The following is a 15,106-nucleotide window of genomic DNA, read 5'->3' as shown; positions in this document are numbered from 1 at the left end:
GGGGCCAGGCGGCCCGCCGGGCGGGGTCCGCGTAGCGCAGGTGGCCGCCCGGACGGGAGGTCAGGCCGACTGAGTCCGCATCGCCGACGGCACCGCGATCGGGGCGCGCGTGGTGAGCCGCGGCGAGGTCAGCCCCTCGTGCGCGCGGGCGATCCGGCCGAACACGGCGGTCCGGTCCATCGGCCGGTGCGGCAGGTCCAGCGCCCGCCGCACGTCCGACGGCACCAGACTCGCGGCCGCGTCGACCACCGTCGTGCACGACCGGTGCGCGGTGACCGAGTTCTCCGACACGCCCCGGCACGCTCGGGCGGTCTCCCGCAGCCGACGCGCCGCCTGACGCCCCGCCGCCGTCACCCGCGCCCGCCCGCGGGCACCCCGCAGCAGCTGCTCGAGCTCACGGACGGTGGTGGGAAAGGTGCGGGCACCCTGCAACCGGGCGAGACCCGCCCACTGGCACACGTACCGATCCGACTCGGCGGAGGTGAGCGGCCGACCCGAGAACCGCTGGAACGCCGCGAGCAACGCCCACGCCAGCGCGGCCTGCGCCCACTCCACCAACGCCGGGTCCGAACCGTAGTAGTAGTTCCCGTGCTCGGTGGTGCCGGTGAACGACCCGCGGTCGCGGTGCGCGTGCTCGATCGTCACCATCGCGTCGTCGACCGTGCCGAACGTCGAGATCTCCACCAGATCGTGCAGGTAATTGTCCATCGTCCACGGGTCCTCGTCCGCCCCACACGCGGTCATAATCGAGGCGTACGCGGGGTCGGCGGCCAGCATGAGCAGGCCGGTCGTGATGCCGATCGGCGTGGACGCGTCGCCGTGGACCCGCCAGACGGGGTCACCGGGCTGGAACCAGCGGGGGCCGGGGATGTCGAGGATCGAGCACACCGGCGAGTCCGCCGTACCGCGTGGAACTAGTGGTGACATGCACACACCCCGGGGTAGTGACGCCGCCTGAGGGGGCGGCCGGATGGGACCTGTCGCAGACTCTATCGCGCGGCCGCGCCCCGGTGAAGAAAAGACGGAGTGATCGCTGAGGAAATCCCATGAACGTCCGACACCGCCGGTGCCTCTAGGCTGGGCCGAGCACGCCAGACGCTTCCCGAACCCCAAGGAGACGGCCGTGACCGCCACCCCCCACACCGCCCCCCGCACCGGCCCCGTCGTGCCCGAGCGTTTCGCCGGCCGCACCGCCCTCGTCACCGGCGCGAGCCGGGGGATCGGCCTGGGCATCGCCCGGAGGCTCCTCGCGGAGGGGGCCTCGGTGGTCATCACCGCGCGCGGGCAGGAGGGCCTGGACGCCGCCCTCACCGAGCTCGACGCGCCCGACCGGGTCCTCGCGGTGGCGGGCAAGAGCGACGACGAGGACCACCAACGCGAGGTCGTCGCCCGCGCCGAGCAGGCGTTCGGGCCCATCGATCTGCTGGTCAACAACACCGGTATCAACCCCGCCTACGGCCGCACCGTCGACATCGACCTGGCGGCCGCCCGCAAGATCACCGAGGTCAACGCCCTGGGCACGCTCTCGTGGACGCAGAAGGTCTACCACTCGGGCCTCGGCGAGTGCGGCGGCGCGGTGGTCAACATCGCCTCCATCGCCGGCCTCGCGCCCTCACCCGGGATCGGCTGGTACGGCGCCACGAAGGCACTCGTCATGCGCCTGACCCAGGAACTCGCCGTGGAGGTGGGCCCCGCGGTGCGCGTCAACGCCGTCGCCCCGGGCGTGGTCAAGACCCGCTTCGCCGAGGCGCTCTACTCCGGCCGTGAGGAGGCCATGGGCGCGGCCCTGCCCGCCGGCCGGCTCGGCGTGCCCGACGATATCGCCGGCCCCGTGGCGTTCCTGCTGTCCGACGACGCGCACTGGATCACCGGCCAGACCCTCGTCGTGGACGGTGGCGCCCACATCGTCGGCGCCGGACTGCAGGGCTGAGGGGGACCGCAGACGTGACCTCGATCCAGGAGTACTGCGCCTCCACCGGCCGCGCCCTCGAGGCGACCCCGCCGATGGCCGTGGCCGCCCAGCCGCTCACGTGGGTGGACAGCCCGCCGTGGCAGCGCATCGAATCGCCCGAGCCGTCCGCGGTGATCTACGTCGACCCCGGCGCCCACCGCGACGGGTTCTCGCCCAACGCCGTGGCCACCTGCGCGCGCGTCGCCCCCGCGATGGACACCGAACAGGCGGTGGAGATGATCGTCGCCACCGCCGACGCGCTCGCCGACTGGACCCTGCAGGACCAGGTGGCCGGCGAGGGCGACGAGGACGCCGGCGCCGTCACCAGCATCTACCGCTACCTGCGGGGCACCTACACCGCCGAACCCGGCGCGATGGCCACCTCGAGCCTCATCGTGGGATGGAGTGACGACCAGGCCACCTACGTCTTCCAGTTCGTCGTCACCGGGTGGCGGGAGGACACCTCCGTCCACGACGACGCGATGAGCTGCCTGCTCATCGGCGAGTGGACGGCCGGGCAGATCGTCGACGCGATGCGCGGCTAGTGTTGTCGGCGCCCCGGGACGGGCACCCGCCGCCGGCGGGCGGCGGCCCGCGGGGGCCGGGAACGGACTCTCAGGAAGGCGGGACGAGCGTGCAGCTGCGCGAGCTCAGTGTGACGGGGGCGTGGGAGATCACCCCGCGCCAGATCTCCGACGACCGCGGGGTCTTCCACGAGGCGTTCACCGACCCCGCCTTCCGCGAGATGACCGGCCACCGCTTCGACCTCGCCCAGGTCAACGTGTCCGTCTCCGGAGAGGGCGTGCTGCGCGGCCTGCACTACGCCGAGGTTCCGCCCGGGCAGGCCAAGTACGTGCTGTGCCCCTCCGGCACGGTCTTTGACGTGGTCGTGGACGTCCGCGTGGGCTCGCCGACCTTCGGCGAGTGGGCCGGCGTCATCCTCGACTCCGTCGAACAGCGCGCCGTGTACATCCCCGAGGGCGTGGCCCACGGTTTCCTCGCGCTCGAACCGCAGTCCACCGTGATGTACTTCTGCTCCGAGGGCTGGCGGCCCGGGGCCGAGCACGTCATCGACGCCTTCGACCCCAAGATCGCCATCGACTGGCCGCACGTGGCCCTCGACGGCACCGCGATCGAGCACGTCATGAGCGAGCGCGACCGGGACGCCCCCAGCCTGCTCGACGTGGCCGCCGCCGGCCGGTTGCCGCAGTGGGACGCGTGCCGGTCGCACACCGACCGGCTGCGGGAGGCCACCCCCCGGGTCGACGCCGAGTGGCGCCCCGCGCAGGGCTGACCTACCCTCGGCGACCTGCCCGCCGAACGTCGCCCGCCCGTGCCCGGCGAGCCGGCCGCGGCCGCCGGCGCGGCGTACCGACATCCATCCGACACCCGAGGAGATCCCCATGTGTTACCCCGTCACCTGCCCCGTCTGCGGCAAGACCACCTGGGAGGGCTGCGGCGAGCACGTCGACCAGGTCAAGGCCGCCGTGCCCGCCGAGCAGTGGTGCGACGGCCAGCACCGCGCCGCCGCGAACTGACGCCGGGCAGCAGCGCGGCGTCGGGACTTCACGCGGGGGCAGCAGCGCGGCGTCGGGGACTTCACGCGGGGGCAGCAGCGCGCGTCCGGCCCCGGGCGGGCCCCGCGGACGGTAGAACCAGGGGAGGCTACCCCTCATCCCTCCCGGAGGCCCCAGTGACCACCCCGTACGTCCTCGTCGAGCGCACCGGCCCGATCGCCCGCGTCACCCTCGACCGGCCCGAGCGCCGCAACCCGCTGTCCCTGCAGATGATGCGCGAGGCCACCGCCGCGATCCGGTCACTCGGGGACGACCCCGACTGCCGGGTCGTCGTCCTCACCGGCTCCGGACCGGCGCTGTCGGCCGGACACGAGATCGGCGAGATGGTCGAACGCACCCTCGAGCAGGAGCGTGAGGTCTTCACGACCTGCGTGGAGCTGATGGAGAGCATCCAGGCCATCGGCCAGCCCGTGATCGCCGAGGTCCAGGGGCACGCCGTGGCCGCGGGCTGCCAACTCGTCGCGACCTGCGACCTGGCCGTGGCCGTCGACACCGCTCGCTTCGGCACCCCCGGCGTGAAGATCGGACTGTTCTGCTCGACACCGATGGTGGCGGTCTCCCGCAACATCGGTCGGAAGAGGGCCATGCAGATGCTCCTGACCGGCGAGACCATCGACACGGCCACCGCCGTCGAGTGGGGCCTGATCAACGAGGCGGTCCCCGCCGACCGGCTGCGCGCCCGGGTGAACGAGTTGGCCACGCAGATCGCCGACGCGAGCCCGCTGACGCTGGAGATCGGCAAGCAGGCCTTCTACCGGCAGATCGACCTGCCGCAGGCAGAGGCCTACCGGGAGATGGCCGAGACCATGGCCACCAACGCCGTGACGTGCGACGCCCAGGAGGGGATGAGCGCGTTCCTGGAGAAGCGCACCCCGCAGTGGCGCGGAGAGTGAGCCCGTAGCGGCCGTGCCCCCGAGGCGTCCGCGCCCGGCGGGTCAACTCGCCGCGGCGGTCCGTCCGGCCGCTGCAGCCCGTCCTGCCCCGCGGGCCCGTCCGGCCGCTGCGGATCCGTGCAGCCGCTCGTCGCGATGGCGTCTCGCCCGTCTCGATGCGCACCGCGCCTGCAGCCGCCCCTCGGGATGGCGTCTCGCGCGCTCCGCGGGGAGGGCGAGACGCCATCGGCGGGAGCGGCTGTGGAGGGAGGGAGGGCGAGACGCCATCGGCGGGAGCGGCTGTGGAGGGAGGGCGGGCGAGACGCTGTCGGCGGGAGCGGCTGCCGTGGACTGCCGCCCGCCCGGTCGGGGGAGCTCGGGGCCGGCCCGGCCGCTGACTAGGATCGGGGCATGGCGCTCTCCGTGATGACGGTCTGTACAGGCAACATGTGTCGCTCACCGCTCGCGGAGCGGCTGCTCGCCGCGCGAGCCGCCGAGGCTGGTCTCGACGTGACGGTGGACTCCGCCGGGACCCGCGCCGCCAACGGCGTGGAGATCCATCGCGAGACCCTGCGGGTGCTGCAGGGTTACGGCGGGGACGGCGGCGGGTTCGCCTCGCGGCTGCTCACCGCCAGACTGCTCGCGGGCAAGGATCTGGTGCTCACCGCGACCCGCGCGCACCGGGACGCCGTCCAGGAGCTGGCGCCGCTGCTGTGGAAGAAGACCTACACGCTCCTCGAGGCGGCGGCGCTGGCCGATGCGGACCCGGCCGTCACCCTGGCGGGCCTGTCCCGCGCGCGGCTGGACATCGACACCGACGATCCCGCACTCGACGTGGAGGACCCGATCGGGCGCGAGCCCGAGGTGTTCGACCGCACGGGGGCGCAGATCAGCGACGCCGTGGACTCCGTCGTCCGCCTGCTGGCGCGCAGCTGAGCCGACCCGCCCTCACGGAGCGCGCAGCTGAGCCGCCCCGCCCTCTCGGCCGCGGGGGACCGGGAGGACCGAACGCCCGCCCGCGCCCGCGGGTCAGGGGTCCAGCGGTTTACGACGGTCCAGCTCCCGCAGGAACTCCGGATCGTCGTCGGGGGCGATGACGCGCGGCGGCGCCGGTCGTGAGCCGGGGCCGAATGCCCGCCACAGCAGGATCGCCACCGTCACCACCCCGATGAGTGCGAAGAGCCAGATCACTCGAACCTCCTTTCCACCACGATACGTATCCTGGGGACCATGAGCGAGCGAGACGAATCAACACACCCCACGGACGGGTCCACCCTCCCGGCGACCACGCCGAGAGCGGGCTCGCCCGGCGCACGTCTGGCCCGGAACATGGTCTTCTACACGATCGTCCGCCTGCTGCTGGTGCTGGCGCTGACGCTGGTCATCATCGGGATCGGCAGCCTCGCGGGGGTGCAGGTACCGGTGCTGGTCGCGGCCATCATCTCCGTGGTGATCGCGCTCCCGCTGTCGATGGTGTTGTTCAGCCGGATGCGGGCGCAGATCAACTCCGACATCGCCGCGGTCGACTCCGGGCGGCGCGAGAAGCGGGACGACCTGCGCCGCCGGATGAACGAGGCCTGAACACTCCCACGGGGAGGCGCCACAGCCGCGCGCCCCGGTGACGTCCCGGACCGGAAGGGGTCCGCGGGGAGGTCACCGGGGCGCGCGGCTGTCGTGGTGTCGGGGGCGCGGGGCCGATGACGGCGGCCGCGATCTGACCGCGTCGGTCAGCTCGCCGGCGGGCCGCCCGGCCAGAACGAGGCCGGCCAGCGGAACGCCGGTATCCGCACGGAGGTCTGCGACTCCCCGGACGCGTCCGGTCCCGCCGATCCCAACGACCCGGCGTCCTGGGTGGGCGTGGCGGTGGCCTGCGGGGCGGGCGCCGGCAGCTGCCGCGTGTCCGCGCCCGTGGGGACGGAGGTCGCCTCGGTCGACCCCGCCGGCGACGGGGTGGACGTGCTCGGGTCGTCGAGGCCCGGCAGTCCGGGCTCGGTCTGACCCGGTTCGCCGCCGGGGGTGGTCGGCGACGGCGAGGTGGGGGTGGTCTCGCCGGGGGTCGTCCCGGGTGTCGTGCTGCCGGGCTCGCCGGACCCCGGGGTGGAGGGGTCCGTGTCGTCCCCGCCCGGCTCGTCGGGCCGGTCCGTGGTCGTCTCGTCGGCGAGGGTCTCGTCGTCACCGGTGAGCCCGGGCTCGCGCGGGTCGATGTCGGTGCGCGGCTGGGCGGGGGTCCACTGCTCGCCCGTCGGCTGGACGGTCGTCGTCTCGGCCGGCGGCGCGTAGGTGCCCGCCTCCTCGTCGGGGACGTACAACGCCCCGGGCGCGGGCTGCACCCCGATGTAATACCGGCTCAGGCAGTGGTCGGTGACGTTCTGGGAGCCGTCCGTGAAGATGGTCATCCCCGGGGTGCCCCCGTCGGCCTCGGTCGCGCACCGGGCGATGAACTTGCCCTGCTGTTCCTCACGCTCGGTGGTCGCGGTGGGCGACGCCAGCGCAGCGGAGGACGCGGAGCGCGGCGCCTCGGAGAGCACCTGCGGCTCCGGCTGCGCGCACGACGCGGCCACCAGCGCGAACGCGCCGGCGGAGAGGAGCACCCGATTTCGCATAACGATAGTGTCTCAGTTCTGTCAAAGGATGGCCACCGAATGATTTCGAGGGGATCGAATCCGCTGGTAGTCAGCTCGTCGTCACCCGCGTGCGCACCGCACCGATGCCGGCGATCCCCGCCGCGAGGACGGCGGCGAGGGCCCCGCCGACGCCCACCATCACCAGATCGGCCACGGGCGGGCCGCCGTTACCGCCCTCGGCCCCGGCCCCGGTCAGGTCGGCGAAGATGCCGCCCACACCGCCGCCCACGCCACTGCTCGCGCCGGATGCGCCCGCGCCGGTCAGCGCCTCCGCGCCCGCCGTCCCGAAGGCCGAGCCCAGGAGGACACCCAGGGCGGCGGCGCACGCCGCCACCAGCAGCGTCTCCAGCACCAGCATGAGCCACACGCCGGTGCGGGTCACGCCCACGCCCCGCAGCAGCGAGATCTCCCGCGTGCGCTCGCGGACCGCCAGCGTCAGCGTGTTGGCCACCCCGACCAGCGCCAGGGCGACGGCCACGGCGAGCAGCAGTGAGCTCGACGTGAGGACCGTGCGGACGGACGTGGCGATCTGCTCCCGGGAGGCGAAGCTCTCGGTCACCGCCAGGTCCGGGGCGGCGTCCACGACCGCCGAGCGCACGTCCTGCAGCGCGGCGTCGAGCCGCTCACCCTCGAGGGCGGCGTCCATGCGCAGCCACAGCTCGGCGCGGGGGACGAACTGGCGAGGCACCTCCACACCCTCGGGCCACGGCGAGCCGTCGGGCAGCTCGGCCACCGGCCAGGCGGGAACGCTGCCCGGGGCCGCCAGGGCCCACTGGTCGGCCGTCCGCCGCACCACGAGGTCGCGGCCGTCGTCCTCGGAGAAGAAGGTGAACCGGACCACGTCGCCGTCGCGGGCGTCCGCGGCGACGGGGGAGGACTCGGGCAGCACGATCTCGCCCGGCCCCGGCAGGACCACGTCGCGGCGCATGACGTCGCGGACGCGGTCCGGCTCGGCGACCCGCAGGACCGTCCGCCTGCCCTGCGGGTCCTCGGCGTACATGTCCGTGACGACGAGCGAGGCGGCCACGCCCGGGGTACCGGCGAGCGTCTCGGGCAGCCCGGCGGGCAGCACGCCGTTCGCTCCGGTCACGGCGACGTCCAGGGGGACGCGGTCGACGAGGCGGTTCTGGATCGCGGGGCCGAGCAGCGCGATGCCGGTGACCATCGTCGCGGTGAGCGTCACGCCCACCAGGACCGCGGACGACGTCGCGGCGGTCCGCCGCGGGCTGCGGGCGGTGTTGCGCGCGCCGAGCAGCCCCACCGGTCCGAGTGCCGCGCCGACGACCGTGCCGAGGGCGCCGAGCAGGGTGGGCAGCGCCCCGGCGGCCACGGCGAGCAGGCCCGTGAACGCCAGCACCCCCCACGCGCCGGCGGAGACCACGTCCCGAGCGGCCACCGCGGCCGACATCGAGTGCCAGCCGAACGCCGCGACCGCGGCGCCCACCACGACCATCGTCAGGCGCCGCCACCACGGGTCGGGCCGCACATCCGCGGGGCGCATCGCCTCGAGGGGGCTGCCCGAGGTGGCGCGCCACAGGGACGGCAGGGCCGTGAGCAGGGTGACGCCCAGGCCGACCGCGGCGGCGAGCAGGTAGGCGCGGCCGGGCACGCTCACCTCCTGCAGGGGCAGGGTCACCCCGAGGCGGGGCGCCTCCCGGGACGCGAGGGAGACCGCGAACCGGCCCAGCGCCAGGCCGGCCGCCGTGGCCAGCGCGCCCACCACCAGGGCCTCGGCGATCCCCGACACCCGCAGCTGCAGCCGGGAGGCGCCCAGGCACCGCAGCAGTGCCGTCTCGCGCACGCGGGCCGCGAACACCACCGCGAACGTCGTCCCGATCACCAGGGCCGCCACCGCCACCGCCAGCACGGTGAACGCCAGCAGGGCGCGCGTGTAGACCTCGCGGCCGCCCATGAAGGACTCGGCGAGGGCGTCGGCCTCGGCCGCGCCGGTGGACACCTCGACCGCCGACGTGCCGGGCACCTCGGCCAGCCGGCGTCCGATCTCCTCGGCGAGCGCCGTGTCGGACACGGTGCCGTCGGAGGCCACGCGCACGTCCCCGCCGGCGCCGGAGTCGGCCCACTGCTGCACCTGCTCGTCGGTCGCGTACAGCGGGAACGCGGTCGTCATGTCCGGCTGCCCCGCCAGGTCGAACAGCCCCACCACCGTCACGGGCACGGGATCGGCGTCGCTGCTCGGCTGCACCTCGAACGTGGCGCCCACCGGGAGGTCGGCGTCCGCGCGCACCGCGACCTCACCGGGGCCCGCGGGGAGCCGCCCGTCCGCCAGGGGTTGCCACCGCAGGCCGTCATCGGTGGCCAGGGTCGTCGTCGTCGTCATCCGTTGGGCGCGTCCGTCCACCCGGACCCGCACCCACGTCTGCGCGTCGACCGTCACCGCCCGCACGCCCGGTGTGGCGGCGATGGCCTCCAGGCCGAGCCGCTGCGCCTCGGCCGCCTCCTCGCGCGCGGCCCCGGTGCCCGCGGAGGTCCGGTCCCCGAGGTGCTGCACGAGCACGGCGGTGTCGGCGTACCGCATGCCGAAGGAGGCGTCGGCGCTGGCGGACATCGTCCGCAGGACGCCCACCGAGGCCAGCACGAACGCCACGGCCACGGCGATCGCCAGCACGGTGCCCAGGTAGCGGCCAGCGTGGGCGCGCAGCTGGCCCAGGACCAGTCGGGCGCTCACGCGGTGGCCGACCGGCGGGCGGCGATCGCGCGCATGGCGGCGTCCACGGCCTCGACGGTGGGGGAGTCCACCTCGTCGGCGATCCGGCCGTCGGCCAGGACCAGGACCGAGTCCGTGTGCGCGGCGGCGTGCGCGTCGTGGGTGACCATGACGACCGTCTGCCCGGTCTCGCGTGCGCACGCGCCGAGCAGGCCGAGTACGGCCTCACCGGACTCGGAGTCGAGGTTGCCGGTGGGTTCGTCGGCGAACACGACGTCGGGGCGCGGCAGCAGGGCGCGCGCGATCGCCACCCGCTGCTGCTGGCCGCCCGACAGCTCGTGCGGACGGCGCCGCAGGAGGTCCCCGATGCCCAGTTCGCCGACGAGGGCGTCCAGGCGCGCGCGGTCGGGCCGGCGGAACGCCATCCGCACGGGCAGCACGATGTTCTCCCGCACCGACAGCGACGGGACGAGGTTGAAGGACTGGAACACGAAGCCCACGCGGGTGCGGCGCAGGCGGGTGCGGCCGGCGTCGCGCAGGCGGGTGACCTCGGTGGACCCGATGGTCACGGTGCCGTGGTCGGGGGTGTCGAGGCCGGCCAGGCAGTGCATGAGGGTGGACTTGCCGCTGCCGGACGGGCCCATGACCGCGGTCCAGCGCCCCTTGTCGATCGCCACGTCGACGCCGTCCAGCGCCCGCACCGTCACCCGCCCGTGGGAGTAGGTCTTGCGCAGGCCCTTGGCCCGGATCGCGATCTCGGGGGGTGGGGTCACGGGGGTCCTTCCGTCGGGGCGTGGCGTCCGAGAGGTGAGTGTAGGGATCACCGGGGCGCGCCGAGAACGACTGTGGCTCGTGTGACTGGTGTGACGTACGATGCCGGTGTGACTGGGCTGCGCCCGGTCGTGCCAGCTCCCTCCCGGCTCCAGCCTCCCGCCTCCCGGACGACAAGGTGACCTCATGTTCCAGCGACGCTCGCACCGCACCGCCCCCCGCTCCCGCACGCTCACTCTCGGTGGCGCCCTCGCCGCGCTCGCCGTGGTCGGCGGCGGCACCGTGGTGGCCGTGACCGACCCCGGCGCCGTCGACGCCGGCGACATCGCCCTCACCCAGAACGCCGCCGACCAGGCCGCCGCGCAGGAGATGCCGCTCGGCACGCCCGTGAACCTCGACCTCGAGCCCGTCGTGGCCCGCGCCGCCGGCGGCACCATCCCGCCGGGCACCTCCATCCAGGTCACCGGCCTGCCCGACGGCCTCACCCAGGACGGCTGGGTCATCTCCGGCACGCCCACCCGCGCCGGCGAGTACGAGGTCCTCGTGACCGTGTCCAACGGCGCCCTCTCGCAGTCGCAGAAGGTCGCCATCACCGTCGTCGACGGCGCGGGCGCCGGGGGTGACACCGAGCCCTCCGCCACCGAGCCCTCCGCCACCGAGACCTCCGCCACCGAGCCCTCCGCGACCGACCGCCAGCCCGACCCCACCCTCTCCGCGGCCCCCGGCGACCCGGGCCTGGCCGACGCCGCGCCGGGTGACGACGCCGAGTCCGGTGGCGACGCCGCGCCGGGTGAGGGCGACGAGGGCGACGACGACGAGGTCGGCACCGGCCCGGACCTGTGTTCGGTCCTCGGCGAGGGCGACCTGGACGGTGCCTCGCTGACGCAGTTGCTGCCGCTGGTGACCGGTGGCGAGGACGGCGCCTCGTCGGGCCTGGTGATGATGCTGGTCAACGCGGTCGTGGGGCTCCTTCCGTCCGTCCTCGGCGACAGCGGTTCGCTCGAGAGCATCGGCTCGGCCGGTCAGCTCCTGTGCACGATCTCCCCGACGCTGCTCGGCGGCCAGGCCGCCGGCGCCGAGGCCACCACCGGCGTCGACGCCACCACCGGGGGCGCGACGGGTGGCGCGACCACCACCGCCCCGGCCGGGGCGGCCGGCCTCGCCGGCGATCCGGCGGCCCTGCTCGGGCTGCTCACCACCGGGGCCGGCAGCCTCGGGCAGTGAGCCCCGCCGCGGCCGGCGCTCCGGGGCGGTGAGCCCCCGCCGCGCGCGGGGGAATCTCCACCCCGCGCGCGGCCGACCGCGTTAGAGTTCTCCCGTCGACGTCCGGCGACCCCTCGTGCGGGGTGCGGTGGCTCGACCCCGTCCGTCGTCGTCGAAGAGGGTTCACCACACATGTTCACCCGCACAGTCGTCACCGCCTCCGCCGCCGCGCTCGCGCTCGTCGCGCTCTCCGTCCCGGTCGTCAACGCCCAGGACGGCGCCACGGACCCCGGCGACCCGGGCGCGGGCAGCCTGTCGCTCGGAAGCCTCGAGGCCGACGGCCTCGGCGCCGGCAGCCTGCCCGGTGGATCCGCCGACGGGGCAGGGGACGACTCCGCTGACGGAGATGTCGACGGCGACGGTGGGGGCGGCGACGCCGGCTCGCTCGACGGCGGCTCGCTCGGCAGCCTCGGTGCGGTCACCGGAGAGGAGTCGAGCCTCGGTGAACTGACCCCGGAGTCCGGTGCCGTCTGCGAGCTGCCCGGCCTGGGGGGTTCGGTGGCCAAGTTCTACCCGCTGCTCGGGATCGACGGGGTCCCCACGGGCGTCCTCGATCTCATCACCACCGCGCTGGACTCCTTCCCCAACCTCCTCGACATCGTCGGTGGCGAGGGCGGCGGAGCGGCGTCGCTCGAGCAGGCCGGCTCGTTGGCCGACGGCCTGTGCGACACCTTCCTCGGCGGCGAGCTGGTCCTGCCGCCCGTCACCGTGATCGTCGACGAGGACGGGGTCCCGGTCAGCACCGTCACCGGGACCGCCACCCCGCGCAGCTCGGCCATCACCTCCACGCTGACGACCGCCGCGGACACCGGTGACGGGTCCGGGTCGGGGGACTCCGAGGGTCAGGCCTCCGGCGGCGCTCTCGGCGCCGAGGCTGACGGTGACGCCGACGCTGACGGTGACGTGCCCGCCCCGACCTCGGTGCCGACGCCCTGACGTCAGGACCGACCCCCGCTCGGTCCACGGCGGCCCGACCCCTCCCGGGGGTCGGGCCGCTCGTCATTTGCCGTGTCCCGCTGGCGATCCGGCGTTGGAGATAAGCGTTCGCCCATCGCGCGGGGAGGGCGCCGGGAACCGTGTGACTGGTGTGACTAGTGGTACGTAAGTGATGCATGTGACACCAGTAGACAACTGGTGTGCATGTGGTTAGAGTGGCACCTCGTAATGGTCTGCGCTCCCGTTCCGGGGAGTGAGCGATCGTGAACCCCTCCGGAAGGAACCAGCCGATGCGTGCTCGCCTCGCCCGCCCTCGTCGTATCGTCCGGGGTCGCCTCGTCGCCCCCGTCGCAGCCGCCGCCGCCGTGGCGCTCGTGGGCGGGGTGGTCGTCGCCGCTCCCGACGCCCCGACCGTCGACGGTGACGTCCAGACGGTCGCCGGCTCGTCGTCCTCCGCGACCCCGCTGACCGTGGCCGGCTTCACCGCCGGCGCGGACTTCTCGTTCGACATCCAGGGCGCGGCCAACGCCGTGCAGGCCGGGATCGTCATCACGGAGGTCGCGGGGCTACCCGACGGGTTGACGTACGCCGACGGCGTGATCTCCGGCCAGCCGACGGTCGGCGGGAGCTACACCGTCACCGTCATCGGCACGGTCAACGGCGCCCCCGTGAGCATCCCCGCCACGCTCGTGGTGGCCAACGCCGACGGCACCGCGCCCGCCGGTGTCTCGGGCGGGTCCACCGCCGGGGTCGAGGGCAGCCTCAGCGGCCAGGCGGAGGCCGGCGGCCAGGTCACCACCGGTTCCGACGGCACCGACGCGATCCTCGGCGTGGTGGCGGGCATCGTCTCCGCCCTCGGCGGCGACGCGGGTTCGGTCACCGAGCTCGCGACCGGCTCCACCGGCCAGGGCGGGCCCACCCCCGTCAACCCCGACGCCCCGGAGAACCCGACCGGCCCGCTCGGCAGCCTCGCGGGCGGCGAACTCGGCCTCGGCAGCACCGGCGCCACCCCGGAGACCCCCGGCACGCCGGACCAGCCGGAGAACCCCGCGCCCGAGACCGGCTCGCTCGGCCTCCCGGGCTCCTCGGCCACCGGCGAGGTGACCGGCGGCGCCGACGGCGGCCTGGACACCCAGAGCCTGGGCCCCCTGGCCCCGCTCGGTTCGCTCGTCGACGGCGGCGCCGAGACCGGGTCGACCACCGACGGCGGCACCCAGCCCACCGGCTCCACGACCACGGGCGGCACCACCACCGAGGGCGGGCTGACCACCGCCGCGGAGCTGACCGGCGGCGGCGAGATCACCGTCCCCGGCTCGTCCTTCCCTGCCGACACCGGCTCGCTCGGCGCCCTGGCGCCGGGGATCGCGCTCACCGGCGCGGCCATGCTGGGCCTGGCGGGGCTGACCATGGCCCTGAACGGCGGGTCCTCGACCCCGGGTTCCACGATGGCGCTGCCCGCGCTGCCCGGCTCCACCACCACGGGCGCCACCACCAACGGCGGGTCGTCCGGCTCGGTCGCCCCGACCGTGGCCGCCGGTGCCCCGCGTACCGCTCAGGCCCCCGGCCCGACGGTCGCGAACGGCCGCGGCTGACCGCAGTACTCCCGGCGGTCGCGTAGGCCGTCGGTGACCACGTCCACCCCGGTGGGCCTCTCACATCGTGAGATGCCGCCGGGGTGACGTGATTTGGTGGGATACCGTGGGGCGGTCGCGGGTCCGCGACGGTATCCCACGAAAGGGTTGTATGCGTATCTCCCGTCCCGTCATCGCCTCCGCTGTCGCACTCGCCGCCATGGCCGCGGTCGGGGTCGCGTCAGGACAGGTGGAGGCACCCGACCGGGCGCCGGTCGTGGTGGAGGCCACCGACGTCGCGCCCGCCGCGCTCCCGTCCCTGACCCTGCGGGTCGGTGAGTACATGGAGCGGCGTGTCAGCGACTACGTCACCCCGCCCCCCGGCGCCTCGATCCAGTTCCAGGGCCTGCCCCCCGGGCTGACCTACGACCCGGTCACCACCGCGATCAAGGGCACGCCGACGACCGCGGGCGTCTACCAGCCCGTCGCCACCGCCTTCATCTTCGGCGTCCCGGTCCGCACCGAGACGACCACCGTCACCGTCACCGGCGGTGGAGGCGGCGCCGCGCCCGCACCCGCACCCGCACCCGCGCCTGCTCCGGCCCCGCGCCCGGCCCCCGCGCCGGTCGCCCCGTCGGTCCCGCCCGCGCCGGGGACCATCGCCATCGCGGACATCGACGGTCTGCCGCTGCCCGAGCCCGTCAAGGACGCCCTCCGCGGGGCCGCTCTGGCGATCAACGACGGCATCCAGAACGCCTGGAGCGCCGTGCCCGAGGGTTCGCTCGGCAAGTAACCGGCCGCCGGTCGTACACCGGCACACACGGCGACGGCGGCCGGTCCCTGAGGGGGCCGGCCGCCGTCGCCGTCCGTGCGGGA

Annotated in this window: 16 protein-coding genes; 11 read left to right on the top strand and 5 right to left on the bottom strand. The window is 74.9% G+C overall.

Annotation, left to right across the window (positions count from 1 at the left end; genetic code table 11):
- Positions 1-60 precede the first annotated feature (60 nt).
- A complete protein-coding gene (locus tag RWK90_RS05250; RefSeq protein WP_314035475.1) occupies positions 61-927 on the bottom strand; it encodes an oxygenase MpaB family protein in 867 nt (288 codons plus the stop codon).
- Between the two features lie 196 nt (positions 928-1,123).
- On the opposite strand from RWK90_RS05250, the gene RWK90_RS05245 reads away from it, so the two are divergent.
- The 6 genes from RWK90_RS05245 (at position 1,124) to RWK90_RS05220 (ending at position 5,336) form a co-directional block, all read left to right on the top strand.
- Complete coding sequence (locus RWK90_RS05245; RefSeq protein WP_314035473.1) at positions 1,124-1,930, top strand: SDR family oxidoreductase; 807 nt, start codon at positions 1,124-1,126, stop codon at positions 1,928-1,930.
- A 14-nt stretch (positions 1,931-1,944) separates the two neighbouring features.
- A complete protein-coding gene (locus RWK90_RS05240) occupies positions 1,945-2,496 on the top strand; it encodes an LpqN/LpqT family lipoprotein (RefSeq protein WP_314035471.1) in 552 nt (183 codons plus the stop codon).
- A gap of 89 nt (positions 2,497-2,585) precedes the next feature.
- Positions 2,586-3,245: a dTDP-4-dehydrorhamnose 3,5-epimerase gene (rfbC, locus tag RWK90_RS05235; protein ID WP_314035469.1), complete on the top strand. Its 660-nt coding sequence runs from the start codon at positions 2,586-2,588 to the stop codon at positions 3,243-3,245.
- Positions 3,246-3,354: 109 nt separating this feature from the next.
- Positions 3,355-3,489, top strand: a complete 135-nt coding sequence (locus RWK90_RS05230; protein WP_007632323.1) for a hypothetical protein — start codon at positions 3,355-3,357, stop codon at positions 3,487-3,489.
- 155 nt (positions 3,490-3,644) lie between these two features.
- Positions 3,645-4,421, top strand: a complete 777-nt coding sequence (locus RWK90_RS05225) for an enoyl-CoA hydratase (protein WP_314035466.1) — start codon at positions 3,645-3,647, stop codon at positions 4,419-4,421.
- Between the two features lie 390 nt (positions 4,422-4,811).
- Positions 4,812-5,336: a protein-tyrosine-phosphatase gene (locus RWK90_RS05220; protein WP_314035464.1), complete on the top strand. Its 525-nt coding sequence runs from the start codon at positions 4,812-4,814 to the stop codon at positions 5,334-5,336.
- A 93-nt stretch (positions 5,337-5,429) separates the two neighbouring features.
- Here the strand turns inward: RWK90_RS05220 and RWK90_RS05215 are convergent, their stop codons facing one another.
- The gene (locus RWK90_RS05215) at positions 5,430-5,591 is read right to left on the bottom strand and encodes a hypothetical protein (protein ID WP_007632330.1); all 162 of its coding nucleotides are present in this window, start codon (positions 5,589-5,591) and stop codon (positions 5,430-5,432) included.
- Positions 5,592-5,630: 39 nt separating this feature from the next.
- On the opposite strand from RWK90_RS05215, the gene RWK90_RS05210 reads away from it, so the two are divergent.
- Positions 5,631-5,981, top strand: a complete 351-nt coding sequence (locus RWK90_RS05210) for a DUF4229 domain-containing protein (protein WP_314035461.1) — start codon at positions 5,631-5,633, stop codon at positions 5,979-5,981.
- A 146-nt stretch (positions 5,982-6,127) separates the two neighbouring features.
- On the opposite strand, the gene RWK90_RS05205 is transcribed toward RWK90_RS05210, so the two are convergent.
- The 3 genes from RWK90_RS05205 to RWK90_RS05195 all read right to left on the bottom strand — a co-directional run bounded on the left by RWK90_RS05205 (position 6,128) and on the right by RWK90_RS05195 (position 10,462).
- The gene (locus tag RWK90_RS05205; protein WP_314035459.1) at positions 6,128-7,003 is read right to left on the bottom strand and encodes a hypothetical protein; all 876 of its coding nucleotides are present in this window, start codon (positions 7,001-7,003) and stop codon (positions 6,128-6,130) included.
- Between the two features lie 70 nt (positions 7,004-7,073).
- Positions 7,074-9,710, bottom strand: a complete 2,637-nt coding sequence (locus tag RWK90_RS05200) for an FtsX-like permease family protein (RefSeq protein WP_314035457.1) — start codon at positions 9,708-9,710, stop codon at positions 7,074-7,076.
- Positions 9,707-10,462 (bottom strand): ABC transporter ATP-binding protein, encoded by a 756-nt coding sequence (locus RWK90_RS05195; protein WP_314035455.1) that lies wholly within the window; start codon positions 10,460-10,462, stop codon positions 9,707-9,709. Before RWK90_RS05195 ends, RWK90_RS05200 begins: the two co-directional genes overlap by 4 nt.
- A gap of 184 nt (positions 10,463-10,646) precedes the next feature.
- Here RWK90_RS05195 and RWK90_RS05190 point away from each other — a divergent pair, with 184 nt between their 5' ends.
- From RWK90_RS05190 to RWK90_RS05175, 4 genes are all read left to right on the top strand, one after another.
- Positions 10,647-11,684 (top strand): hypothetical protein, encoded by a 1,038-nt coding sequence (locus RWK90_RS05190; RefSeq protein ID WP_314035453.1) that lies wholly within the window; start codon positions 10,647-10,649, stop codon positions 11,682-11,684.
- Between the two features lie 171 nt (positions 11,685-11,855).
- Positions 11,856-12,659 carry a hypothetical protein gene (locus RWK90_RS05185; protein ID WP_314035451.1) on the top strand — a complete coding sequence of 268 codons (804 nt, stop codon included), beginning with the start codon at positions 11,856-11,858 and terminating at the stop codon, positions 12,657-12,659.
- A 290-nt stretch (positions 12,660-12,949) separates the two neighbouring features.
- Entirely contained in the window at positions 12,950-14,251 is a 1,302-nt protein-coding gene (locus tag RWK90_RS05180) for a hypothetical protein (protein WP_314035449.1), read from the top strand.
- 151 nt (positions 14,252-14,402) lie between these two features.
- Positions 14,403-15,023: a hypothetical protein gene (locus RWK90_RS05175; protein ID WP_314035447.1), complete on the top strand. Its 621-nt coding sequence runs from the start codon at positions 14,403-14,405 to the stop codon at positions 15,021-15,023.
- Positions 15,024-15,106 lie beyond the last annotated feature (83 nt).

It is taken from the genome of Dietzia sp. CH92 (assembly GCF_032248695.1).
GTDB lineage: Bacteria > Actinomycetota > Actinomycetes > Mycobacteriales > Mycobacteriaceae > Dietzia.
The sequence above is the reverse complement of the archived record's forward strand: the minus strand, read 5'-3'. Positions and strand labels throughout refer to the sequence as shown.

Excerpts from the sequence above, each read along its gene's own strand:
- RWK90_RS05250 (WP_314035475.1), bottom strand. The coding sequence starts at position 927 with ATGTCACCACTAGTTCCACGCGGTACGGCGGACTCGCCGGTGTGCTCG.
- RWK90_RS05230 (WP_007632323.1), top strand. The coding sequence starts at position 3,355 with ATGTGTTACCCCGTCACCTGCCCCGTCTGCGGCAAGACCACCTGGGAG.
- RWK90_RS05220 (WP_314035464.1), top strand. The coding sequence starts at position 4,812 with ATGGCGCTCTCCGTGATGACGGTCTGTACAGGCAACATGTGTCGCTCA.
- RWK90_RS05210 (WP_314035461.1), top strand. The coding sequence starts at position 5,631 with ATGAGCGAGCGAGACGAATCAACACACCCCACGGACGGGTCCACCCTC.
- RWK90_RS05205 (WP_314035459.1), bottom strand. The coding sequence starts at position 7,003 with ATGCGAAATCGGGTGCTCCTCTCCGCCGGCGCGTTCGCGCTGGTGGCC.
- RWK90_RS05190 (WP_314035453.1), top strand. The coding sequence starts at position 10,647 with ATGTTCCAGCGACGCTCGCACCGCACCGCCCCCCGCTCCCGCACGCTC.
- RWK90_RS05185 (WP_314035451.1), top strand. The coding sequence starts at position 11,856 with ATGTTCACCCGCACAGTCGTCACCGCCTCCGCCGCCGCGCTCGCGCTC.
- RWK90_RS05180 (WP_314035449.1), top strand. The coding sequence starts at position 12,950 with ATGCGTGCTCGCCTCGCCCGCCCTCGTCGTATCGTCCGGGGTCGCCTC.
- RWK90_RS05175 (WP_314035447.1), top strand. The coding sequence starts at position 14,403 with ATGCGTATCTCCCGTCCCGTCATCGCCTCCGCTGTCGCACTCGCCGCC.